At 53.6% G+C, this 23,227-nt stretch carries 23 protein-coding genes and 3 tRNA genes; 15 read left to right on the forward strand and 11 right to left on the reverse strand.

Annotated features, from left to right (window positions below):
* Positions 1–20: 20 nt before the first annotated feature.
* Positions 21–479 carry a YbaK/EbsC family protein gene (locus VSR74_RS20870; protein ID WP_347796475.1) on the reverse strand — a complete coding sequence of 153 codons (459 nt, stop codon included), beginning with the start codon at positions 477–479 and terminating at the stop codon, positions 21–23.
* A gap of 290 nt (positions 480–769) precedes the next feature.
* On the opposite strand from VSR74_RS20870, the gene VSR74_RS20875 reads away from it, so the two are divergent.
* Entirely contained in the window at positions 770–2,113 is a 1,344-nt protein-coding gene (locus tag VSR74_RS20875; protein ID WP_347796476.1) for a PTS sugar transporter subunit IIC, read from the forward strand.
* A gap of 108 nt (positions 2,114–2,221) precedes the next feature.
* On the opposite strand, the gene fhuF is transcribed toward VSR74_RS20875, so the two are convergent.
* Positions 2,222–3,010 carry a siderophore-iron reductase FhuF gene (gene fhuF / locus VSR74_RS20880; RefSeq protein WP_347796477.1) on the reverse strand — a complete coding sequence of 263 codons (789 nt, stop codon included), beginning with the start codon at positions 3,008–3,010 and terminating at the stop codon, positions 2,222–2,224.
* 102 nt (positions 3,011–3,112) lie between these two features.
* Complete coding sequence (locus tag VSR74_RS20885; RefSeq protein WP_347796478.1) at positions 3,113–4,177, reverse strand: GGDEF domain-containing protein; 1,065 nt, start codon at positions 4,175–4,177, stop codon at positions 3,113–3,115.
* A gap of 209 nt (positions 4,178–4,386) precedes the next feature.
* Between VSR74_RS20885 and VSR74_RS20890 the strand changes: the two genes are divergently transcribed.
* Positions 4,387–4,665, forward strand: coding sequence for a DUF1435 domain-containing protein (locus VSR74_RS20890; RefSeq protein ID WP_347796479.1), 279 nt, complete (start codon positions 4,387–4,389; stop codon positions 4,663–4,665).
* Between the two features lie 30 nt (positions 4,666–4,695).
* Here VSR74_RS20890 and VSR74_RS20895 read toward each other — a convergent pair.
* From VSR74_RS20895 to rsmC, 4 genes are all read right to left on the reverse strand, one after another.
* Positions 4,696–4,782 (reverse strand) — tRNA-Leu (locus VSR74_RS20895).
* Between the two features lie 31 nt (positions 4,783–4,813).
* Positions 4,814–4,900 (reverse strand) — tRNA-Leu (locus VSR74_RS20900).
* Positions 4,901–4,930: 30 nt separating this feature from the next.
* Positions 4,931–5,017: transfer RNA gene (locus tag VSR74_RS20905), tRNA-Leu, on the reverse strand.
* Positions 5,018–5,185: 168 nt separating this feature from the next.
* Positions 5,186–6,217 carry a 16S rRNA (guanine(1207)-N(2))-methyltransferase RsmC gene (gene rsmC / locus VSR74_RS20910; RefSeq protein ID WP_347796480.1) on the reverse strand — a complete coding sequence of 344 codons (1,032 nt, stop codon included), beginning with the start codon at positions 6,215–6,217 and terminating at the stop codon, positions 5,186–5,188.
* Between the two features lie 121 nt (positions 6,218–6,338).
* Here rsmC and VSR74_RS20915 point away from each other — a divergent pair, with 121 nt between their 5' ends.
* The 8 genes from VSR74_RS20915 (at position 6,339) to VSR74_RS20950 (ending at position 13,063) form a co-directional block, all read left to right on the forward strand.
* Positions 6,339–6,752 (forward strand): DNA polymerase III subunit psi, encoded by a 414-nt coding sequence (locus VSR74_RS20915; protein ID WP_347796481.1) that lies wholly within the window; start codon positions 6,339–6,341, stop codon positions 6,750–6,752.
* Positions 6,721–7,167 (forward strand): ribosomal protein S18-alanine N-acetyltransferase, encoded by a 447-nt coding sequence (rimI, locus tag VSR74_RS20920; protein WP_347796482.1) that lies wholly within the window; start codon positions 6,721–6,723, stop codon positions 7,165–7,167. The genes VSR74_RS20915 and rimI overlap by 32 nt, the downstream gene beginning before the upstream one ends.
* An 18-nt stretch (positions 7,168–7,185) precedes the next feature.
* Positions 7,186–7,863: a pyrimidine 5'-nucleotidase gene (gene yjjG / locus VSR74_RS20925; RefSeq protein WP_347796483.1), complete on the forward strand. Its 678-nt coding sequence runs from the start codon at positions 7,186–7,188 to the stop codon at positions 7,861–7,863.
* Positions 7,864–7,954: 91 nt separating this feature from the next.
* A complete protein-coding gene (gene prfC / locus VSR74_RS20930; protein ID WP_347796484.1) occupies positions 7,955–9,544 on the forward strand; it encodes a peptide chain release factor 3 in 1,590 nt (529 codons plus the stop codon).
* 344 nt (positions 9,545–9,888) lie between these two features.
* Positions 9,889–10,485 carry a molecular chaperone OsmY gene (gene osmY / locus VSR74_RS20935; RefSeq protein WP_347796485.1) on the forward strand — a complete coding sequence of 199 codons (597 nt, stop codon included), beginning with the start codon at positions 9,889–9,891 and terminating at the stop codon, positions 10,483–10,485.
* A gap of 105 nt (positions 10,486–10,590) precedes the next feature.
* Positions 10,591–10,752, forward strand: coding sequence for a DUF1328 domain-containing protein (locus VSR74_RS20940; RefSeq protein WP_032299797.1), 162 nt, complete (start codon positions 10,591–10,593; stop codon positions 10,750–10,752).
* 96 nt (positions 10,753–10,848) lie between these two features.
* A complete protein-coding gene (locus tag VSR74_RS20945; RefSeq protein WP_347796486.1) occupies positions 10,849–11,649 on the forward strand; it encodes a TatD family hydrolase in 801 nt (266 codons plus the stop codon).
* 136 nt (positions 11,650–11,785) lie between these two features.
* Entirely contained in the window at positions 11,786–13,063 is a 1,278-nt protein-coding gene (locus VSR74_RS20950) for a NupC/NupG family nucleoside CNT transporter (RefSeq protein WP_347796487.1), read from the forward strand.
* On the opposite strand, the gene VSR74_RS20955 is transcribed toward VSR74_RS20950, so the two are convergent.
* Together VSR74_RS20955 and VSR74_RS20960 are read right to left on the reverse strand one after the other, a co-directional pair.
* Positions 13,058–13,921, reverse strand: coding sequence for a YjjW family glycine radical enzyme activase (locus VSR74_RS20955; RefSeq protein ID WP_347796488.1), 864 nt, complete (start codon positions 13,919–13,921; stop codon positions 13,058–13,060). The two genes, VSR74_RS20950 and VSR74_RS20955, sit on opposite strands and share 6 nt — an antisense overlap.
* The gene (locus VSR74_RS20960; protein ID WP_347796489.1) at positions 13,893–15,443 is read right to left on the reverse strand and encodes a YjjI family glycine radical enzyme; all 1,551 of its coding nucleotides are present in this window, start codon (positions 15,441–15,443) and stop codon (positions 13,893–13,895) included. The genes VSR74_RS20955 and VSR74_RS20960 overlap by 29 nt, the downstream gene beginning before the upstream one ends.
* 246 nt (positions 15,444–15,689) lie before the next feature.
* Here VSR74_RS20960 and deoC point away from each other — a divergent pair, with 246 nt between their 5' ends.
* From deoC to deoD, 4 genes are all read left to right on the forward strand, one after another.
* Entirely contained in the window at positions 15,690–16,469 is a 780-nt protein-coding gene (gene deoC / locus VSR74_RS20965; protein ID WP_347796490.1) for a deoxyribose-phosphate aldolase, read from the forward strand.
* Positions 16,470–16,543: 74 nt separating this feature from the next.
* On the forward strand, positions 16,544–17,866 hold the full coding sequence (gene deoA / locus VSR74_RS20970; protein ID WP_347796491.1) for a thymidine phosphorylase: 1,323 nt from the start codon (positions 16,544–16,546) through the stop codon (positions 17,864–17,866).
* A gap of 52 nt (positions 17,867–17,918) precedes the next feature.
* The gene (gene deoB / locus VSR74_RS20975; RefSeq protein ID WP_347796492.1) at positions 17,919–19,142 is read left to right on the forward strand and encodes a phosphopentomutase; all 1,224 of its coding nucleotides are present in this window, start codon (positions 17,919–17,921) and stop codon (positions 19,140–19,142) included.
* Between the two features lie 78 nt (positions 19,143–19,220).
* Positions 19,221–19,940, forward strand: coding sequence for a purine-nucleoside phosphorylase (gene deoD, locus VSR74_RS20980; RefSeq protein ID WP_347796493.1), 720 nt, complete (start codon positions 19,221–19,223; stop codon positions 19,938–19,940).
* 69 nt (positions 19,941–20,009) lie between these two features.
* Here deoD and dkgA read toward each other — a convergent pair whose 3' ends face one another.
* Both dkgA and yqhD read right to left on the reverse strand, forming a co-directional pair.
* Positions 20,010–20,837 (reverse strand): 2,5-didehydrogluconate reductase DkgA, encoded by an 828-nt coding sequence (dkgA, locus tag VSR74_RS20985; protein ID WP_347796494.1) that lies wholly within the window; start codon positions 20,835–20,837, stop codon positions 20,010–20,012.
* 128 nt (positions 20,838–20,965) lie between these two features.
* Positions 20,966–22,129, reverse strand: a complete 1,164-nt coding sequence (gene yqhD, locus VSR74_RS20990) for an alcohol dehydrogenase (RefSeq protein WP_347796495.1) — start codon at positions 22,127–22,129, stop codon at positions 20,966–20,968.
* A gap of 198 nt (positions 22,130–22,327) precedes the next feature.
* Here yqhD and VSR74_RS20995 point away from each other — a divergent pair, with 198 nt between their 5' ends.
* Complete coding sequence (locus VSR74_RS20995; RefSeq protein ID WP_347796496.1) at positions 22,328–23,227, forward strand: AraC family transcriptional regulator; 900 nt, start codon at positions 22,328–22,330, stop codon at positions 23,225–23,227.

A 23,227-nucleotide genomic window follows, 5' to 3' on the forward strand; every position in this document is an offset into this window, starting at 1 on the left:
GAGCTGCTCTGGTTACTTTTTCACAAACACACATCAACCCAGGTTGCCCCTGTGAGTTGCACCATGCGGTCGGGCGATATTCGCACCGCGCTGTGAGTGGCACCTGCCGCGGGCAACACCTCCGTGTATCGCTGCAAAGAGACATCACAATAGACGGCAAGCGGGTTTTCCAGGCCGAACGGGCATACGCCGCCAACCGGATGCCCAGTCAGCGTAACCACTTCATCACTGCTCAGCATACGCGCCTTTGCGCCAAATGTGGCTTTCAGCTTTTTGTTATCGAGTCGGGCATCACCTTTAGCGACAATCAGGATGACCTCTTCTTTCACTTTCAGCGACAGCGTTTTTGCTATCTGCCCGGGTTCAACCTGGTGAGCGGCGGCGGCGAGGGCGACGGTTGCTGTGCTTTGTTCAAGTTCAATAATGTCGATATCGGGGGCGTGTTCGGCGAAAAATTGCCGCACAGATTGCAGGCTCATGGGTCTCTCCTGAAAAATTGTGGCGTTAAATCTGTCATAAGCGCTGAAGGGTGTAAATATTTCCGTTGTGGGATTCAGAAAAACCGCGATTTCTGGATCTCCTTCACATTCACTGCAACCGGTTACAGTAACCGGTTGCAGTTATGCGTTTGGCGGATTAATACTGTGCATGTCATTGACGCTGTACCCCATAATAAAAGCCCTGTACGACGTGTAGCGTAACGCGCGTTGGTATAGCGGAAAAATCGTTGTTGCTGTGCTTACGTCTCAAGCCTGTCAGGAGGGCTGCTATGTCTGCTGGTCACACTGCGTTTAATTTAATTTTCCGGTTCGTTGAAAACTACGTTAGTCCCGTTGCCGGGCGTATCTCTTCACAACGTCACGTAATGGCAATTCGTGACGGTTTTATCTCTGCAATGCCGTTTATGATAGTCGGCTCATTTCTACTGGTTTTTGCCTATCCACCGTTTTCGCCGGATACGACCTGGGGTTTTGCCCGGGCATGGCTGGATTTAGCCAAACAGTTCGAAGGCCGTATTCTTACGCCGTTCGACATGACGATGGGCATTATGTCTATCTACATTTGCGCGGCGATTTCTTATAACCTTGGCAAACATTACGAAAAATCCCACCAGCTTGATCCTTTTATGTGCGCCATGTTGTCTATTATGGCGTTCCTGCTGGTGGCGGCGCCGAAAACCAACGGTACATTGCCGGTTGATAGCCTGGGTGGGACGGGGATCTTCACCGCTATTCTGGTGGCGATTTACTGTGTCGAGCTGATGCGTTTTTTGAAAGCGCACAATATCGGTATTCGCCTGCCAGAGCAGGTGCCGCCGATGATCAAAAACTCGTTTGATCTGTTAATTCCGGTTCTGGTGGTGGTGCTAACACTCTATCCGTTGAGCCTGCTGATTCAGAGTCAATTCGATATGCTGATCCCGCAGGCGATTATGTCCCTCTTTAAACCTCTGGTATCGGCTGCGGATTCCTTACCGGCGATTCTGCTGGCGGTGCTGATTGGCCATCTGCTGTGGTTCGCGGGCATTCACGGCGCGGCAATCGTCTCCGGAATGCTGCAAATGTTCTGGTTGACGAACCTGGGTATGAACCAAACCGCGCTGGCGCAGGGCGCGCCATTGCCACATATCTTCATGGAGGCGTTCTGGACTTTCTTTATCGTGGTCGGCGGGTCAGGTGCGACTATGGGGCTGGTGTTCTGTTATCTGCGAAGCCGTTCGGCGCACCTGCGATCTATCGGGCGGTTGAGCGTGGTGCCGAGCCTGTTCAACATCAACGAACCGGTGATATTCGGTACCCCTATTGTGATGAACCCGGTGTTCTTTATTCCGTTCCTGTTAGCGCCAATGGTCAACGCCGTACTGGCATGGGCCGCGATGAAGCTGGATCTTATCGGCCGGGTGATTTCGGTGGTGCCGTGGACGGCCCCAGCACCCATTGGCGGCGCATGGGCATTAGGTTGGGATTTCCGTGCGGCGATTCTGGTCGTCCTGCTGGCTTGTGTCTCAGCCATTATCTATTACCCCTTCTTCAAGGTGTACGAGAAACAACTGTTGGCGCAGGAAGAAGAAGAGGCCCAGCGTGCGGCTGAAGAGAGCCAGCAGGTTGCGTAACGGTTAGATCGCCGGATAGCGCTGCGCTTGCCCGGCCTACAGATTAAACTCTCGTAGGCCGGGCAAGCGTAGCGCCGTCAGGCATATTGTTGAGAATGAATGTTCTGTTTATTTCAGCGTACAGTCGCCACACTGCTGAACATCCGGCAGGCGATAGCGTTGACAGCAGGTACGGCGAACCAGCAGGCCTTCTCGCGGCACGACGGTGCGCCACAGCGGGTTGTCCTGCCCACAGGAAAGCGTTTTTGCAAAGAAGAATTGTTGGCGCAGGCTGTTTACCTGCTCCTCGCCCAGCACGCTTTTCATCTCGCCGAGATACCAGTTAATCAGGTAGCCCGTATTGCTCCAGATAAGCTTACCGTTAATGTGCCCGGTGGCTTCCAGCGCGTCGACGACCGGCATCAGGGTCTGAGTTACCAGCTTCTCCATTCGCTGCGCCGCAGAAAGATGACGGCCCTGCACATCTTCCATGACATCGACCCAGAAGCAGGCCGCTCGACCTGTTTCATGAAATTCGACGTGAAAATGCCGGGGGGAGAGATCGAGAGCCGTGTCTTCCGTCAGCAGCGCCAGCATCAGCGGCGGCACCAATAAACCTATGTACCATTGCGCCCACAGGGAGATAAGCGGTTTATTTTCCCGTGGCAGGGTGGGTTGGTTACGGTAGATGTGATCGGAATAGAGCGCCAGAAGCGATGTCAGTTCGGCCGGCTGCATCCACTCCTCCAGGGTTTTTGCCTGGGGCGGATGGGGTTCATCCAGTTTGAAGCACTCCAGCATATGCGGGCGCTGTTCCGCAATTTTTTCACGCACAGAGAGCGCCAGCGTATGCTCCGGTGTCGGAAGCTGCGCTCGCCAGATGATATCTTCTGCAATCGGTACGGAACGGTACGCCATAGAATTAGCTGGATACAAATCTAAATGATAATGATTGCCAATCCTAGCTATAGATAAAACCGAGCGCAAGAAATATTCATTCCTTACGCTGTGATTGTGGCTTTAATCAAGGGGGAGAGTATCGCTGGTCAGGATGTTATTTCGACCCTGGCGTTTGGCTTCATAGAGGGCTTTATCTGCATTTTCCAGCGCTTTATCAATATCTTCGCCTTCCAGCGGGGCAATGCCGATGCTGATGGTTACATGCGTCGCAACGCTGGCATTCAGGATATGAGGAATTTTCAGATCGTAGACTTTTTGCCTGATACGTTCTGCGGCTTGCGCGGCGCTTTCCGCCGTACTGTTCGCCAGCAAAACCATAAATTCTTCGCCGCCAAAACGGGTAACGATATCGTGTGAGCGAACGGCATTGCGTACCGCGGTGGAGATCTGAATCAGCGCCTGATCGCCCATCATATGGCCGTAGTGATCGTTATAGGCCTTGAAGTGGTCGATATCCAGCAGCAGAACATGGTGATTTTCCGGTGCCAGCGCCATCAACGTGTCAAAGCGATGCTGGAAGCCACGACGGTTATACAGCCCGGTCAGTGGGTCAAGCATACTCAAATCATTTAACGTCTCCCGCTCCGCCAGCAGTTTGTGCATCAGGCTCTGCGCAAAGGCATCGTTACGCTTTTCAATGAGATGCTGAATGCTAATACCGACAATCGGTAGCGCAAGGCAGAAAGCCATTCTTAACCATTGGTCACTGCCGCCAAACAACAGGCAGATAATAAAGACCGGCAACGAGTGAAGCAGGAATGCGACAATATTGTTAGAGAACGCAATTGTGCCAATAAACAGGACATTAAGTAGCACAACCATCAGGAAATTAACTTCCATCGGATAGGTGGCTGGAATTTTTATCACAATATGCCAGGCCCACAGGCAACCAAAGATAATGGATATTGCCGGGAGATAAATTTTCCGCTTCGCATTCAGCCAGTGCCAGAATAGCAGAACGCCGCTGCCGCCGATAATCAGGGCCAAAGGAAGCGTGAATGCATGGACTTTATAGATTGGATTCAGTAAGGAAAATAGCGACGACACCAGGTTGAGAAACAAAAAGAGTCTCAGTGTAAGCTGGTATTTTTTGCTGTGCAGAGACCGCCAGGATTGTACTGTCATAAGAGATCGTTATTAATCTTCTGGTTAATGAGTATAGGTCGCCAGCCGGAAACGAGACAAAATAGTGTATGCGGGGGATACACGCAAACCCCAGGAATTAAGAGGGGGAAGTTTACGGTCGCACAATCTATCACCTTACCTAACCTATGTCATTAGCTCAGCGGTGAGGAATACCTCTCTCTTAGTTCTCAAATGATAAAAATTATCATATGATATTGGTTATCATTATCGATGTGAGAGATAAAACCATGTTGACGAGAACATTAGGTAGCGGCTGGGGCGTACTGATTTCCGGGGTGGCGATGGCTGCACTTGGTATGACCGGGCTATCAATGGACATCTGGCGAGGGATTATCATCACCGGCATGCTGATGACATGCATTATGATCTGGCACCGACAATGGCGTCACTATGTGCTGCTGCCGTCATGCATTGCACTGCTAAGCGGGTTGATGCTGATAGTGATGAATTTAAAAATGCTGGAGTAAGCAGGGGATAACATCAGAGGAAACGAGGACTGGTGCGAGGGGGGGGACTTGAACCCCCACGTCCGTAAGGACACTAACACCTGAAGCTAGCGCGTCTACCAATTCCGCCACCTTCGCACAGGTATCTCGTTGTTTATATCGCCCTCGTTGGTGCGAGGGGGGGGACTTGAACCCCCACGTCCGTAAGAACACTAACACCTGAAGCTAGCGCGTCTACCAATTCCGCCACCTTCGCACAGTGCGAGCGATATAACGTGGTTTTTTATGGTGCGAGGGGGGGGACTTGAACCCCCACGTCCGTAAGGACACTAACACCTGAAGCTAGCGCGTCTACCAATTCCGCCACCTTCGCATACCATCGATACTTCAAAAAGTATCTTTACCACGGAGGCGCATTCTAGTGGTTTTCAGCTTGACGTCAATAGTTAATTGTAGGGCACCGCGCGATTGCTGTAAAAAACGGCGATTATGACGCGCGGAATAGGCCTGATAAGCAAAGCGCTATCAGGCGTTGATCCGATTAAGCCTTTTTCGCCTGACGAGTCATGATTGCGCGATACACCTTAAAGCGGCCTGTCTGGGCGATAACTTCGTGGAAGCCGAAGGTTTCGTCGAGGATCGCCGGGTACGGCAGAAAGGCGTTCGCCACAATGCGTAACTCTCCGCCGCTATTCAGATGACGTACAGCGGTGCGGATCAACGTTTGTGCGGCGTCGAGGCTGGTTTGCAGGCCATCGTGGAATGGCGGGTTGGAGATAATCATATCGAAGCGGCCTTTCACTTCGGAGAATACGTTGCTGGCAATAACTTCGCCCTCAATACCGTTCGCCGCAAGCGTTGCGCGGCTGGCTTCAACCGCTGGCGCGCTGACGTCGCACAGGGTTAAACGCACTTTTGGCGAGTGGCTGGCAAGCATCGTCGCCAGCACGCCCGCACCGCAGCCGACGTCCAGCACTTTGCCTTTAGTGTGCGGCGTCAGGGTGGAGAGCAACAATTGGCTGCCGACGTCCAGCCCATCACGGCTAAATACGCCTGGCAGCGTCTTGATGGTCAGGCCATCGAGCTGATATTCGTCCCACTGTTTTTCAAGGTCAAACGTCGTCTGTTTTTCCAGACGACCGTGATACAGGCCACAGCGACGAGCGCTGTCAACTTTGTTCAATGGCGCGTAATCCGCCAGCATTTGCTCGGCGCTGCGCACGCCGCTGCGGTTTTCACCAACCACAAAAATATCGGTACCGATGGGCAGCAGCGAGAGAATATTCATTAACTGGAACTGCGCTTCCGGCTTGTTCTTTGGCCAGTAGTAAATAAATGTATCGCAATCGGCGACATCCGCCGCTTCGGCGACCAGGCTGTAGCGGACATTCTCACCCATTTGTTGGCTCAGCACCTGCCAGTGGTGGAACTGCTGGGTATGGGCGCGGCTAAATGCGGTATCGAGGCGGGCAGGCAGATCATCCTGCAAATCTCCGGCAAACAGAATACGGCTTTGTTCGAAATCATCACTGTGGCGCAGCAAGACTTCACTTGCCGGGGTAAAAGCAGACATGAAAAGCTCCTTCGTTAAACGTGGCGGCGATTATACACTGTTGTTTGCGCGCGAGCGCGTAATTGGCGCACTTTCGCTGAGTTTGCTATATTTGCGCCCTTGATAGACAGGAGCGTTTCACATGACATCCCGGCGAGACTGGCAATTACAACAGTTGGGCATCACCCAGTGGTCACTCCGGCGCCCGGCGGCGTTGCAGGGGGAGATTGCGATTTCGCTACCGGAGCACATCCAACTGGTGATGGTTGCCGATGATCTGCCGTTGCTGACGGAACCGCTGATGATGGATGTCCTGCGCGCGTTGCAGCTTACCCCGGATCGCGTCCTGCAACTCACGCCTGAAAAAGTGGCGATGCTGCCACAGGGGAAGCGCTGCAACTGCTGGCGTCTTGGTAACAATGAGCCCGTATCGCTGGAAGGCGCTCAGGTGACAACGCCCGCCTTTACTGAATTAAAAGCCAGCGCGCCAGCGCGCGCCGCACTCTGGCAACAAATTTGCGCACATGAACACGATTTCTACCCTCAGCACGACTGATCTTCCCGCCGCCTGGCAGATTGAAAAACGCGCCCACGCTTTTCCGTGGAGTGAAAAAACGTTTGCCAGCAACCAGGGCGAGCGCTACCTGAACGTGAAGCTGTCGGTCGGCGATGAACTTGCCGCTTTCGCCATCACCCAGGTGGTGCTGGATGAAGCGACGCTGTTCAATATTGCCGTCGACCCGGCCTATCAGCGTCGGGGGTTGGGGCGTGAACTGCTGGAACACGTGATCGACGAAGTTGAAAAACGCGGCGTCGCCACGCTATGGCTGGAAGTGCGCGCCTCGAACGCCGCGGCCATTGCGCTCTACGAGAGTTTAGGTTTTAACGAAGCGACGATCCGCCGCAATTACTACCCGACTGCCGATGGGCACGAGGATGCGATTGTGATGGCTCTGCCGCTGAGCATGTAAGTCATACAAGGTGATACGATGAAGTGGGACTGGATTTTCTTTGACGCCGACGAAACGTTGTTTACGTTTGATTCTTTCAGCGGCTTACAGCGGATGTTTCTCGACTATAGCGTGACCTTTACCGCCGAAGATTTTCAGGACTACCAGGCCGTGAATAAACCGTTATGGGTCGATTATCAGAACGGGGCGATTACTTCTCTCCAGCTTCAGCGCCAGCGTTTTGTCGGCTGGGGAGAGCAGCTTAGCGTACCGCCGGAAGAGCTGAATGATGCCTTTATGAATGCGATGGCTGAAATTTGCGCGCCGTTGCCGGGAGCGGCATCCCTGATTAACGCCCTGAAGGGAAAAGCGAAATTGGGGATCATCACCAACGGTTTCACCTCGCTGCAGCAGATTCGCCTTGAACGCACAGGTTTTCGCGATTACTTTGATTTACTGATAATTTCTGAAGAGGTCGGGGTGGCAAAACCCGATCGCCGCATTTTCGATCATGCGCTGGAACTGGCGGGCAATCCGGATCGTTCGCGGGTATTAATGGTCGGTGACACCGCAGAGTCAGATATTCTTGGCGGCATGAACGCAGGTTGGTCAACCTGCTGGTTGAACGCACATCAGCGCCCTTTACCGGACGGCATCAAACCCGACTGGACTGTTTCGTCATTAAGCGAACTGGAGTTACTCCTGTGTAAACAGTGATTGCCTCTCCCCCTTTGATGGGTAAAATAGCCGCAATTTTTCGTATTTAACGTGCGCAGCGCTTTGCTGCGCCTGGAAAGAAGATCCCATTATGACGTTGTCTCCTTATTTGCAAGAGGTGGCGAAGCGCCGCACTTTTGCCATTATTTCCCACCCGGATGCCGGTAAAACAACAATTACCGAAAAGGTTCTGCTGTTCGGACAGGCTATCCAGACTGCGGGTACGGTAAAAGGCCGTGGCTCCAGCCAGCATGCGAAATCTGACTGGATGGAGATGGAAAAGCAGCGTGGTATTTCTATTACCACCTCCGTGATGCAATTTCCGTATCATGACTGCCTCGTAAACCTGCTGGACACCCCAGGGCACGAAGACTTCTCGGAAGATACCTACCGTACTCTGACGGCGGTCGACTGCTGCCTGATGGTTATCGACGCCGCGAAAGGTGTAGAAGACCGTACCCGTAAGCTGATGGAAGTTACCCGTCTGCGCGATACGCCGATCCTCACCTTTATGAACAAGCTCGACCGCGACATCCGCGACCCGATGGAACTGCTGGATGAGGTGGAAAACGAGCTGAAAATCGGTTGTGCGCCGATCACCTGGCCGATTGGCTGCGGCAAACTGTTCAAAGGTGTTTACCATCTCTATAAAGATGAAACTTACCTTTATCAGACCGGTAAAGGCCATACCATTCAGGAAGTGCGCATCGTCAAAGGGCTGAATAACCCGGATCTGGATGCCGCCGTGGGGGAAGATCTGGCGCAGCAGTTGCGCGATGAGCTGGAGCTGGTGCAGGGCGCGTCGAACGAGTTTGACGAAGAGCTTTTCCTGGCCGGTGAAATCACGCCGGTCTTCTTCGGTACCGCACTGGGCAACTTTGGCGTTGATCATATGCTGGACGGCCTGATTGAGTGGGCGCCCGCACCGATGCCGCGTAAAACCGATACTCGCGAAGTTGTTGCGGCGGAAGAGAAGTTCTCCGGCTTCGTCTTTAAAATTCAGGCCAATATGGATCCGAAACACCGTGACCGCGTCGCTTTTATGCGCGTTGTTTCCGGAAAGTATGAGAAAGGCATGAAGCTGCGTCAGGTGCGTATTGGTAAAGACGTGGTTATTTCCGATGCGTTGACCTTTATGGCGGGCGACCGTGCTCACGTGGAAGAGGCATATCCGGGTGACATTATCGGCCTGCATAACCACGGCACGATTCAGATTGGCGACACCTTTACTCAGGGTGAAATGATGAAGTTCACGGGTATCCCGAACTTTGCGCCTGAACTGTTCCGCCGTATTCGTCTGCGCGATCCTCTTAAGCAGAAACAGTTGCTGAAGGGGTTGGTTCAGCTCTCAGAAGAGGGCGCGGTGCAGGTGTTCCGTCCAATTGCCAACAACGATCTCATCGTTGGCGCGGTTGGCGTACTGCAGTTTGATGTGGTCGTTGCGCGTCTTAAAAGCGAATACAATGTTGAAGCTATCTACGAATCGGTGAACGTCGCCACCGCCCGCTGGGTGGAAGGTAAAGACGTGAAGAAATTCGAAGAGTTCAAACGTAAAAATGAGATCCAACTGGCGCTGGATGGCGGTGATAACCTGACCTATATCGCCCCAACGATGGTGAATCTCAATTTGACGCGGGAACGTTATCCTGAAGTTGAATTCCGTAAAACTCGCGAGCACTAATCCCTCCGGAAGCACGGCCAGCGCCGTGCTTCCGCATTATTACCCCTTCCAAATCCCGCTGCGGAAAGTTCTTAATTGCACCCCATTCTCATCCACTTTGCTGGTTTTTTAGTCAATTTCGCCTGCACGCTGCCGAGAGTGTTCTATATTTAACAGAGTGATGAGCGAGTTGCTGGTTTAATGCACTTTGTTATCTATAAATCTTAGCGCATTAACCCATCAATCATACTCATTGCAATGCAAATCACCACAATCTGGTCGGGATACCTGACTTACCAGCAGGACGGGTGACGTCCTTAGTAACATAGTGTCGGGTGCTTAAATACCGGGCAATACAAGGAGATATGATGATGACTAAGATGAAAATGGGAAAAACGTTGCTGGCCGTCATTCTGGGCTCTGCGGTGATGACTGGCTCTGCGATGGCAGAGGGTAACACGGCCTCCGAAGCCGGGCAGAAAATCGATAATTCGATGAATAAGGTCGGTAATTTTATGGATGACAGCACGATCACTGCCAAAGTGAAAGCGGCGCTGGTCGACCATGACGCGATTAAGAGCACTGATATTTCAGTGAAAACCGACAACAAAGTGGTGACTCTGAGCGGCACCGTAGACAACCAGTCTCAGTCCGATCAGGCGACTTCACTGGCGAAAGGCGTTGAAGGCGTGAGTAGTGTTGATAACAAACTCACTATTCGTGAAGGCAAGGCCGACAGCATGAAGGGTTACGCCGGGGATGCCGCCACCACCAGTGAAGTGAAAGCTAAGCTGCTGGCCGATGACATTGTTCCGTCACGCAAAGTGAAAGTCGAGACCACCGATGGCGTCGTCACGCTGACCGGTACGGTCGAATCCAAAGCGCAGGTGGAACGCGCTGAAAGCATCGCTAAAGCCGTAGACGGCGTGAAAAGCGTAGAAAACGACCTGAAAACGCCGTAACGGCTGTTCAGGAAAATAAAACACTCTTTGTAAATTTGAAAATATCGCTGGCGTCGCCTGAGCGCGTTTTGAGCGGTGACATTAACTATGGTAAAGGAGAATCGTATGTTTCGTTGGGGCATTATCTTTCTGGTTATCGCGTTAATTGCCGCTGCACTGGGTTTTGGTGGGCTGGCGGGTACCGCAGCAGGTGCGGCGAAAATCGTGTTTATCGTCGGTATCATCCTGTTCCTGGTCAGCCTGTTTATGGGGCGAAAACGCCCATAGCCGCTGTTAAGCATAAGATAATTAAGCCAGCCTTCGGGCTGGCTTTTGTCTTTCTGGTGGTTACACTGAGCGTTGTACGCTGCCGGAGAATACCGCATGACTTTTCGTTTTATCGATACCCATTGCCACTTTGATTTCCCCCCGTTTACCGGTAATGAGGCTGAAAGCCTGGCACAGGCCGCACAAGCTGGGGTGGCGAAAATAATTGTACCGGCAACGCAAGCCTCACGTTTTGACGCCCTACTGGCGCTGGCTGCCCGACATACACCGCTTTACGCCGCATTAGGGTTGCATCCGATTGTGGTGGAGCAGCATGATGACGCAAGCCTGGAGGCGCTTGATGCCGCGCTGGCGGCAAAACCGGAAAAACTCATTGCGGTAGGGGAGATAGGCTTCGACCTTTATCGAGACGATCCACAATTTGAACGCCAGCAATATCTGCTGGATGCCCAGCTAAAACTGGCGAAACAGTATGATTTACCCGTGATCCTCCACTCGCGACGAACGCATGACAAGCTCGCCATGCACCTCAAGCGGCACGCCCTGCCGCGAACCGGCGTGGTGCACGGTTTTTCCGGCAGCCTGCAACAGGCTGAGCGATTCATTGAGTTGGGTTATAAGATTGGCGTTGGCGGTACGATCACTTATCCGCGAGCCAGCAAAACCCGCGCGGTGATGGCTCAGCTTCCCCTTAGCGCGCTGGTGCTGGAAACCGATGCGCCTGATATGCCGCTGAATGGTTTTCAGGGGCAGCCAAACCGGCCAGAACGCGTTGCGCAGGTTTTTGCTGAGCTTTGTGCGTTGCGCCCGGAACCCTCAGAGCAGATAGCAGGCGCGCTATGGGAGAATAGCTACCGGCTTTTTTTCCAGGATGTTAATAACATTGGTGTGATTTAAGTCTCATTACTAACTTTTGTTCTCTAAGTATTACGTAAAATATGTGATCTGATGCGGGAATGATAGTGACGGAACGTTATAATTCCCCCCGTCTTTTTGCTCTATTTTCCATTGCTTCAATACACAGGGACTCTGTATGCAAATCCTCATGGGACTTATCGGCATGGTGGTGCTGCTCGCCATCGCCTTACTTCTCTCGAATAATCGTAAAGCGATCAATCTCCGAACTGTGCTGGGTGCCTGGCTGATTCAGGTCGGAATTGGCGCATTGATCCTCTATGTTCCCGCCGGTCGTAAAGTACTGCTGGCGATGTCTGAAGGCGTGGCGAATGTCATCGCTTATGGTAATGAAGGGATCGGCTTCCTGTTTGGCGGGCTGGTCTCGGACAAAATGTTTGAAGTTTTCGGCGGGGGCGGATTTATTTTTGCACTGCGCGTCCTGCCGGTCATTGTCTTCTTCTCCTCGCTGATTGCCGTGCTCTACTACCTCGGCATTATGCAATTCGTGATCCGTATTCTGGGTGGCGCACTGCGTGCAGTACTAAAAACCTCGCGTACAGAATCGCTCTCTGCCACGGCAAATATCTTCGTCGGGCAAACGGAAGCGCCGCTGGTGGTGCGTCCGTATATTGCAACTATGACCCGTTCAGAACTGTTCGCCGTGATGTGTGGTGGCCTGGCCTCGGTTGCCGGTTCCGTACTGGCGGGGTATGCGCAGATGGGGGTGCCGCTGGAGTACCTGATTGCCGCTTCGTTTATGGCGGCCCCGGGCGGCCTGCTGTTTGCGAAGATAATCGTACCGGAAACGGAAAAACCGCATGATTCTCCGAGCCTGGAAGCAGAAACGAATAACCCGGATGCTCCGGCGAACGTGCTGGATGCCGCGGCTTCTGGTGCGGCATCGGGCATGCAACTGGCGCTGAACGTCGGTGCGATGCTGCTGGCATTCATCGCGCTTATCGCGCTGCTGAACGGTATGCTCTCCGGAATTGGCGGCTGGTTTAACCATCCTGAACTCTCACTGCAAATGATCCTCGGCTGGGTCTTCTCGCCGCTGGCGTGGGTCATCGGGGTACCGTGGAATGAAGCGACGGTGGCGGGATCGTTTATCGGTCAGAAGCTCATCATCAATGAGTTCGTGGCTTACATGAACTTTGGCGCGTACCTGAAGCCAGATGCGGAAGTCGCCGCTGCCGGGTTGCAGGTGATTTCCGCGCACTCGAAAGCGATCATCTCTTTTGCCCTGTGCGGCTTTGCTAACCTATCGTCGATCGCCATTCTGATTGGTGGATTGGGCGGGATGGCACCGAGCCGTCGCCAGGATATCGCTCAGCTTGGCTTGCGCGCCGTGGCCGCGGGGACGCTCTCAAACCTGATGAGCGCGACCATTGCCGGCGTGTTCCTTTCGCTATAAATAAAGCGCCGGGGGGATAATCTGCGTTATCCCTCTTGCCCGCAGCGCCTGTGCCAGCGTTTCAATGTCGTCTGGCCCGGCGCTGCGCCACGTTTTGGCCTCGCCATACACCCCGTGCGCGTGAAATGCATTTAGCCGCACCGACACATCTCCCAGCCCATGTATAAACGTGCAGAGCGCATCCGCTTCAGCCAGATAGTCGCTGTGTTCCGGAATAAGCAACAATCGCAATTCAGTCAGTAAACCTCGTGCGGCAAGCCACTGAATGCTCGCTTTGATGCGCTGATTGCCACGCCCGGTGAGAGCCTGGTGCGTTCTCTCATCCCAGGCTTTTAAATCCACCATCACGCCGTCGCACACGGGGCTGAGTTTCTCCCAGCCCGCGATGGAAAGCTCGCCATTACTGTCGACCAGGCAAGTGAGATGGCGCAGCGTGGGCGACTGGTGGATCTGTTCAAACAGCGCACAGACGAATGGCAGTTGCGTGGTTGCCTCGCCGCCGCTGACGGTGATGCCCTCAATAAATGGCGCGGCACGGGTAATGTGCTGGATGATGTGTTCGATGCTCCAGAGTTGTGCCATCGGCGTCGCTTGCTGCGGGCACATCTGCAGGCAGGTGTCGCACTGCTGGCAAATCTCCTCCTGCCAGTAAACACGCCCGCCCTGAATGGCGAGCGCATCATGCGGACAATGAAGCACGCACTCGCCGCAGTCATTACAGCGGCCCATCGTCCATGGGTTGTGGCAGTTTTTACAGCGCAGATTACACCCCTGTAGAAACAGAGCCAGGCGGCTGCCTGGCCCATCCACGCAGGAAAACGGGATGATTTTACTGACTAAAGCGCATCTGCTGTTCATGGCTGACCACTCGCGGTTGGCGTTCCAGAATGCGCGTATTGCGCGCGGCTTCTTCACCCAGCCAGGTGGTATTGGTGCGGGAACCGTCGGCGCGATATTTTTCCAGATCGGACAGCCGCACCATATAGCCCGTCACCCGCACCAGATCGTTGCCGCTGACGTTAGCGCTGAACTCGCGCATGCCTACTTTAAATGCGCCAAGGCAAAGTTGCATCACCGCCTGCGGGTTGCGTTTTACCGTTTCATCGAGCGTCAGAATATCGCTGATCCCCGCCGGGTAGTGAGCGTGATGCGGCGCGACCGCCAGCAGATGGCTGACCGGGTCGGGCTCATCGCCATAAGGAAGACGCGCACCCGGCGTGGTATCGATATCAGAACTGATACCTGACTGCGCATGCAGCATGGCGCGCTGTTGCCAGCCATATCGCACCGGCGTGTTTGTGACAAAATCAGCCAGTTGCGCGCTGATGCGGTAGCCCAGTTCGTTGGCCTGCGGATCTTTGCCATAGCGCGCGTTGAGCCCTTCACGTTCGCAAAGCGTATTAACCGCCTCCGCCAGTGAATAAATACCAAACATCGGCACAAAACGATCGGGGTCGATCAACGCTTCTGTCACCAGGAAGCTACTATCAAAGAAGTGTGATTGTTCATACAGGAAGGCGCAGCGGGCATCAATAATATCGATTTGCTGTTGGCAGTAGTGCGGTAACGTGCGGTTAAAGAAATCGTCAGCCGAGGTGCTGCGTTTAGCGACTTCCTGCAAATTGAGGCGCACCAGAGTACTGCCGCCGCCCGCCATCGGCAGGCTGTTGTAACAGCTTACGATGCCATAGTGACCTTTTGTGAAAATTTTATCATTTTCCGGGCCGTTGGCGATGTGCGGTTTACTGCACTCGCAGATATTTTTGCTCACTTCCAGCAGCAGATCGTCTGGGGTGATCTCCGGATCGTAGATAAAGGTGAGATTTGGTGCGACCTGCTTTAACTCGGCGTCTGCACGGAGAATGGCGCGCGTAATGGGCGTATCGGCTGGGCCAATATTCACATGCGTGAAGGCATCCGGCAGGGTGCGGTCGAGATAACGCCAGAAACGTTTTATTCGAATATCAATTTCGTTTTGTGTTAAAATTCTAACATACGGCATCAGCAGTTCATCGAGATGCCCGAGGAACACCGGCATGGCCGTAACGGATGGCACATGGTGGTACAGGATAGTGAGCAAAGAGAGCGCATCATCCAGATCCTGCGCGCCTTCCAGCTCCAGCCATTGTGAACCATTTGCCAGGAAGCGGGCGTAGTCCGGTAGCACGTAACGCGGCTTATAAGGCGCATGGCCTTCGAACATATCGCAGACAACACCGTCGGCCAGCGCGGCTTGCGCAGCAGGTGGCAGCGCCGGGTAAGGCAGCGCGTTTTCTGCTTCCAGCGCCAGAAAATGGCGTTTTTGCTCGGGGCTTAAAACGGGGCTCGTCACAATTTTCTGACACTGTTGCTGTAGAGGTGTTGAGGTCGATATTGGCATGGTGTGTTCCTCAGGCGAGAGATGGGCGAAGTGTAGGAAAAAGCGCGTAGCGATCTTTTGATCCCATACGGCGGTTAGCGCGTTTTCTTACGCTGAAAGAGTTAGAAATTTGATTTGTGTCTCATTATGGTTATGCAATCTTTTTTGTTTGTTTCATTAACTGTGATGGGTGTCGAAGTGTGAGTGCGGGTGAGTGTTACAATTGTCACATACCCGCAAGGTGAAATTTTAAAGTCGGAGAACAAAATGAGTGATTTAACGGCAAGCAGCCTGCGTGCATTAAAACTGATGGATCTGACCACCCTGAATGAAGACGACACGGATGCGAAAGTTATCGCCCTGTGCCATCAGGCGAAAACCCCGGTTGGTAACACCGCAGCGGTCTGCATCTACCCGCGTTTTATCCCTATCGCGCGTAAGACTCTGAATGAGCAGGGGACGCCGGATATTCACATCGCCACCGTCACCAACTTCCCGCACGGTAACGACGATATCGACATCGCGCTGGCGGAAACGCGCGCAGCGATCGCTTACGGCGCCGATGAAGTAGACGTGGTATTCCCGTACCGCGCGCTGATCGCCGGCAACGAGCAGGTTGGTTTTGACATGGTGAAAGCATGTAAAGACGCCTGTGCGGCGGCGAACGTGCTGCTGAAAGTGATTATCGAAACCGGTGAACTGAAAGAAGAAGCTTTGATTCGTAAAGCTTCTGAAATTTCTATTAAAGCAGGTGCGGATTTCATCAAAACCTCTACCGGTAAAGTGCCTGTAAACGCGACCCCGGAAAGCGCACGCATCATGATGGAAGTGATCCGCGATATGGGCGTGTCCAAAACCGTTGGTTTTAAACCTGCGGGCGGTGTGCGTACTGCGGAAGACGCGCAGCAGTTCCTGGCGATTGCCGACGAACTGTTTGGCGCTGACTGGGCAGACTCTCGCCACTACCGTTTCGGCGCATCCAGCCTGCTGGCGAGCCTGCTGAAAGCGCTCGGCCACGGCGACGGCAAAAGCGCAAGCAGCTACTAAGGTGCTGATTGCCTGATGGTGGCCACCGCCATCAGGCATATCGCCTTTAAACTCTTTTTCTCAGGGAGGTTACCTTGTTTCTCGCACAAGAAATCATTCGTAAAAAACGCGACGGTCACGCATTAAGCGACGAAGAAATTCGCTTCTTTATCAACGGCATTCGCGATAACACCATTTCAGAAGGGCAAATTGCCGCTCTGGCAATGACCATTTTCTTCCACGATATGGCGATTGAAGAGCGCGTCTCGCTGACCATGGCTATGCGTGATTCAGGAACCGTCCTTGACTGGAAAAGCCTTAACCTGAATGGCCCGATTGTGGACAAACACTCCACGGGCGGTGTGGGCGATGTAACGTCGCTGATGCTGGGGCCGATGGTTGCCGCATGCGGCGGCTATATCCCGATGATCTCCGGGCGCGGGCTGGGTCACACCGGCGGTACGCTCGATAAACTGGAAGCGATCCCCGGGTTTGATATTTTCCCGAGCGATGACCGTTTCCGCGAAATTATTAAAGACGTGGGTGTGGCGATTATTGGGCAGACCAACTCGCTCGCACCGGCGGATAAACGTTTTTATGCCACCCGCGACATTACCGCGACGGTGGACTCCATCCCGCTTATCACCGCTTCTATCCTTGCCAAGAAACTGGCCGAAGGCATCGATGCGCTGGTTATGGATGTGAAAGTGGGCAGCGGCGCATTTATGCCGACCTATGAACTGTCGCAGGCGCTGGCGGAAGCGATTGTCGGTGTCGCCAACGGCGCTGGCGTGCGTACCACCGCGCTGCTCACCGATATGAATCAGGTGCTGGCATCCAGTGCGGGCAACGCCGTTGAAGTACGCGAAGCGGTGCAATTCCTGACCGGCGAGTACCGCAACCCGCGTCTGTTCGATGTGACGATGGCGCTGTGCGTGGAAATGCTGATTTCCGGCAAACTGGCTAAAGACGACGCCGAGGCGCGGGCCAAATTGCAGGCGGTGCTGGATAACGGTAAAGCGGCGGAAGTCTTTGGTCGCATGGTCGCCGCGCAGAAAGGCCCGACCGACTTCGTGGAAAACTACGCCAAATATCTGCCAACCGCGATGCTCAGCAAAGCGGTCTATGCTGATGGCGAAGGTTTTGTCGGCGCGATGGATACCCGTGCGCTCGGCATGGCTGTCGTGGCGATGGGCGGAGGCCGCCGTCAGGCATCTGATACGCTGGATTACAGCGTTGGACTGACCGATATGGCGCGCCTGGGCGATAGTATTGATGGGCAGCGCCCGCTGGCAGTCATCCATGCGAAGGATGAAAATAGCTGGCAGGAAGCGGCGAAAGCGGTCAAAGCGTCCATTCGCCTTGACGATGTCGCACCAGAAATTACACCGACAGTCTATCGCCGTATCACCGAATAGCGATATACTGATCTGATCGCTTTTTTGCAGCGCAAGATGTATGGAGAACAAGATGAAACGTGCATTTATTATGGTGCTGGACTCCTTTGGTATCGGCGCAACTGAAGACGCCGATCGCTTTGGTGATGTCGGCGCAGATACGATGGGCCACATTGCAGAAGCCTGCGCCAAAGGCGAGGCGGACAATGGCCGTAAGGGCCCGCTGAATTTACCGAACCTGACCCGTCTGGGGCTGGTTAAAGCGCATGAAGGCTCTACCGGTAAAATTGCAGCCGGTATGGATGGCAATGCGGAAGTCGTGGGAGCCTATGCGTGGGCGCACGAACTCTCTTCCGGTAAAGATACGCCGTCTGGTCACTGGGAAATTGCAGGCGTACCGGTTCTGTTTGACTGGGGTTATTTCAGCGACCACGAAAATAGCTTCCCACAGGAACTGCTGGATAAACTGGTTAAACGTGCGAACCTGCCGGGTTATCTCGGTAACTGCCACTCTTCCGGCACCGTGATTTTGGATCAACTGGGTGAAGAGCACATGAAAACCGGCAAGCCGATTTTCTACACCTCTGCCGACTCCGTGTTCCAGATTGCCTGCCACGAAGAGACTTTTGGTCTGGATAAACTTTATGAACTGTGTGAAATTGCCCGTGAAGAACTGACCGAAGGCGGATACAACATTGGCCGCGTGATTGCGCGTCCGTTTATTGGCGACAAAGCGGGTAACTTCCAGCGTACAGGCAACCGTCACGACCTGGCTGTTGAACCGCCAGCGCCGACCGTGTTGCAGAAGCTGGTTGATGAGAAAGACGGGCACGTAGTTTCCGTCGGTAAAATCGCGGATATCTACGCCAACTGCGGCATCACCAAAAAAGTGAAAGCCACCGGGCTGGACGCGTTGTTTGACGCGACCATCAAAGAGATGAAAGAAGCGGGCGATAAGACCATTGTCTTCACCAACTTCGTTGATTTCGACTCATCCTGGGGGCACCGTCGCGATATCGCCGGCTATGCTGCGGGTCTGGAGCTGTTTGACCGCCGTTTGCCTGAGCTCATGGAACTGGTCGGTGAGGATGACATTCTGATCCTGACCGCTGACCACGGCTGTGACCCAAGCTGGACGGGCACCGACCATACTCGTGAACACATTCCGGTTCTGGTTTATGGCCCGAAAGTGAAACCAGGCTCGCTTGGCCACCGCGAAACGTTTGCGGATATCGGTCAGACGCTGGCGAAATACTTTGGTACTTCCGATATGGAATATGGCAAAGCCATGTTCTGATAAAGGTGCGGCCTGATGCCCTCACCCCAGCCCTCTCCCACAGGGAGAGGGTGAAAATAAATTGATAAGGATAAAACGATGGCTACCCCACACATTAACGCAGAAATGGGCGATTTCGCTGACGTAGTTTTGATGCCAGGCGACCCGCTGCGTGCGAAGCACATTGCTGAAACTTTCCTCGAAGATGTCCGTGAAGTAAACAACGTTCGCGGCATGCTGGGTTTCACCGGTACCTACAAGGGCCGTAAAATCTCTGTAATGGGTCACGGTATGGGTATCCCGTCCTGCTCCATCTACACCAAAGAGCTGATCACTGATTTCGGCGTGAAGAAAATCATTCGCGTGGGTTCCTGCGGCGCGGTGCGCCCGGATGTAAAACTGCGTGACGTGGTTATTGGTATGGGCGCATGCACCGACTCTAAAGTGAACCGTCTGCGCTTTAAAGATCATGACTTTGCGGCGATTGCTGATTTCGACATGGTACGTAATGCCGTGGACGCCGCGAAAGCGCTGGGCGTTGATGCGCGCGTCGGTAACATCTTCTCCGCAGACCTGTTCTATACGCCGGATCCGCAGATGTTCGACGTGATGGAAAAATACGGCATCCTGGGCATTGAGATGGAAGCGGCAGGTATCTACGGCGTAGCGGCAGAATTTGGCGCGAAAGCGCTGACCATCTGCACCGTGTCTGACCACATCCGTACCCACGAGCAAACCACGGCCGCTGAACGTCAGACCACGTTCAACGACATGATTAAGATTGCGCTGGAGTCTGTACTGCTGGGCGACAAGGAGTAAGTTGTCGCGCGTTCACGCTTGCTGAACTGCATGCCACCTGATGCGCCCTGGCGCATCAGGTGGCAAATGTTATCCGCCGAATTGATCCGGGTCAGGCCCTAAGCGTTTCCCCTGATCCAGTTTGGCAATTTCGCCCAGTTCGTCTTTATCGAGACGGAAATCCCAAACGTCAAAGTTAGCCGCAATACGCGCCGGCGTGACGGATTTCGGGATCACCACCAGGCCGTTGTCCAGGTGCCAGCGAATGACGATTTGCGCCGGGGTTTTGCCATATTTATCCGCCAGTGTGCGAATAATTTTCTGGTCGAAAACGCCTTCACCACCCTGCGCCAGCGGGCTCCAGGATTCAGTTTGAATTTTGTGCGTCGCGTTCCATGCATGTAGCTGACGCTGCTGCATTAATGGGTGCAGTTCAATCTGGTTGATGACCGGTGCGACGCCCGTTTCATCAATAATGCGTTGCAGATGGTTCACCTGGAAGTTGCAGACGCCGATGCTTTTTACCAGCCCCTGCTTTTGCAGCTCAATCATTCCCTTCCACGCATCGACGTAGTGGTCGATTGCCGGCACAGGCCAGTGCATCAGATAGAGATCGAGATAGTCCAGTTGCAGCTTTTCAAGGCTCTCCTGCAGGGCTTCGGCCGGGCGCTTTTGATCGTCGTTCCACAATTTGCTGGTGATAAACAGATCTTCGCGCGGTACGCCTGCGGTTTGCAGCGCCTTGCCCACGCCATCTTCGTTCTTATAGGCCGCAGCGGTATCAATTGAGCGATAGCCGACCTCCAGCGCTTTATGAATCGCGGTAACAACCTCCTCGTTGCTTGCTTTCCACACGCCGAGACCCAGTTGCGGCATTACGTTGCCGTCCTGGAGCTTGATTACGGTTGGATGTGTCATGCATTTCTCCTTTTCTCTCTATGGCTTATCGTCACGGAAGCCCGATAAGATTTGTAAGATCAATTCTGGTCGAAATATGCAAAAACGAAAGCCAGACGCTAAATACTTAGGTCTGGCTTTGGGGGGGATTAACGTGCCGCTTCGTAGATGCGACGGCTGACGTCGAGGGTGATGTCCTGGTTTTCGCCCAGAGCGGTCATACCGTGCTCTTCAAGTTTTTTCAGCAGCGCCGGGATGGAGCTTCCGTCCAGACCGTAGTCTGACAGGTGCGTCGGCACGCCCATTTGCTCGAAGAAATTGCGGGTAGCGGCAATGGCGGCGTCGATTCGCGCATCGTCAGAACCGTCGGTGATATTCCATACGCGTTCCGCATATTGCAGCAATTTAGCGCGTTTGGTATCGCGTTTTTCATTCCACAGGGCAGGCAGCACGATAGCCAGCGTCTGGGCGTGATCAAGGCCGTGCATCGCAGTCAGTTCATGGCCCAGCATATGGGTCGCCCAGTCCTGCGGTACGCCTGCGCCGATCAGGCCGTTCAGCGCCTGCGTGGCAGCCCACATGATATTGGCGCGAATATCGTAGTTTTCTGGTTCTTTCAGCGCTTTCGGGCCATCTTCCACCAGCGTCAGCAGAATACCTTCCGCGAAGCGATCCTGAATTTTGCCATCCACCGGATAGGTAACGTATTGTTCGACGGTATGCACAAAGGCATCCACCACGCCGTTGGCTACCTGACGCGGCGGCAGCGTGTAGGTGTAAACCGGATCCAGAATAGCGAACACCGGTTGTACATGCGGCGACATAAAGGCGCGTTTATCACCGGTGGTTTTACGGGAAACCACTGCACCTTTATTGGATTCAGAACCGGTAGCCGGAAGCGTCAGAACGGAACCCATCGGAATCGCGCTCTTCACGTTGTTACCGTAAGTTTCCAGAATTTCCCACGGATCGATAGAGGCATCGTAATGCGCCGCTGCCGCGATGAATTTGGTGCCATCCAGAACGGAACCGCCGCCAACGGCCAGCAGGAAGGTGATTTTCTCGTCGCGGGCAATTTTTACCGCGTTCATCAAGGTTTCGTAAGACGGGTTAGGTTCAATACCGCCAAACTCGCGAACGTCCAGACCTTCCAGCGCTGTCAGCACCTGGTCCAGCACGCCGGTTTTCTTCACGCTGCCGCCGCCGTAGGTCACCAGCACGCGGGCATCAGCAGGGATTTGTTCGCGCAGATCTTTAATCACGCCTTTACCGAACAGAATGCGGGTCGGGGTATGCAGATCAAAATTAAACATGGCTCGTTTCCTTCATCGGAGGATAGAAAAGAGGGTAGCGATAGATTGCTACCGGATGACGACTATTGTGGTCTTCAGAAGCCCTCCTCTCAATGCACATTTCTGTTAATGTCTTGCCCATTTCTCCATAGTGCTGGAGAAAAGCTGCAAACAGGTGAACAATGTAATCCTTAATTAATCTGGCTGGAGAGAGGGGAAATGAACCGGGACGAGATTTGCGCACTGCTGACGGATAAAATTAAATTATTGAAAAATAACGAACAAAATATTAGCGCATGGGTGCCGGACATTCAACTTATCTACGGTACGCAGCCTGCCGCCCGCACGCCGGTAATGTATCGCCCTGGGATTATATTTCTCTTTTCTGGCTATAAAATTGGCTATATCAATGAACGCACCTTCCGTTACGATGCCAATGAGTATTTGTTGCTGACGGTACCGTTGCCGTTTGAATGTGAGACCTTTGCCACTGAAGCCGCCCCGCTGGCTGGATTGCGTCTGGATGTTGATATTTTGCAGCTTCAGGAACTGCTTATGGATATCGGTGAGGATGAGCTTTTTCAGCCATCAATGGCGGCAAGCGGCATTAACTCCGCGACGCTCTCGGATGAAATTCTCTGTGCCGCGGAGCGCCTGCTGGATGTGATGGAGCGTCCGCTGGAAGCGCGCATTTTGGGCAAACAGATCATCCGTGAAATGCTCTTTTATGTCTTAACCGGGCCGCGCGGCGGAGCGTTGCTGGCGTTGGTTAGCCGCCAGACGCACTTCAGCCAGATAAGCCGCGTATTAAAACGTATTGAGAGTCAGTACACCGAAGCGCTTAGCGTTGACCAACTGGCCGCTGAGGCCAATATGAGTTTATCCGCCTTTCACCACAATTTTAAATCAGTGACCAGCACCTCGCCCCTGCAGTACCTGAAAACGTATCGTCTGCACAAGGCGCGAATGATGATGGTGCATGATGGACTGAAGGCCAGCGCCGCGGCGATGCAGGTGGGCTATGAAAGCGCATCGCAGTTTAGCCGGGAGTTTAAACGTTATTTCGGCATTACACCGGGAGAGGATGCGGCGCGATTACGCGCCATTCAAATCGTTTAG

The sequence above is a fragment of the Pseudocitrobacter cyperus genome, assembly GCF_039889165.1.
Lineage (GTDB): Bacteria > Pseudomonadota > Gammaproteobacteria > Enterobacterales > Enterobacteriaceae > Pseudocitrobacter > Pseudocitrobacter cyperus.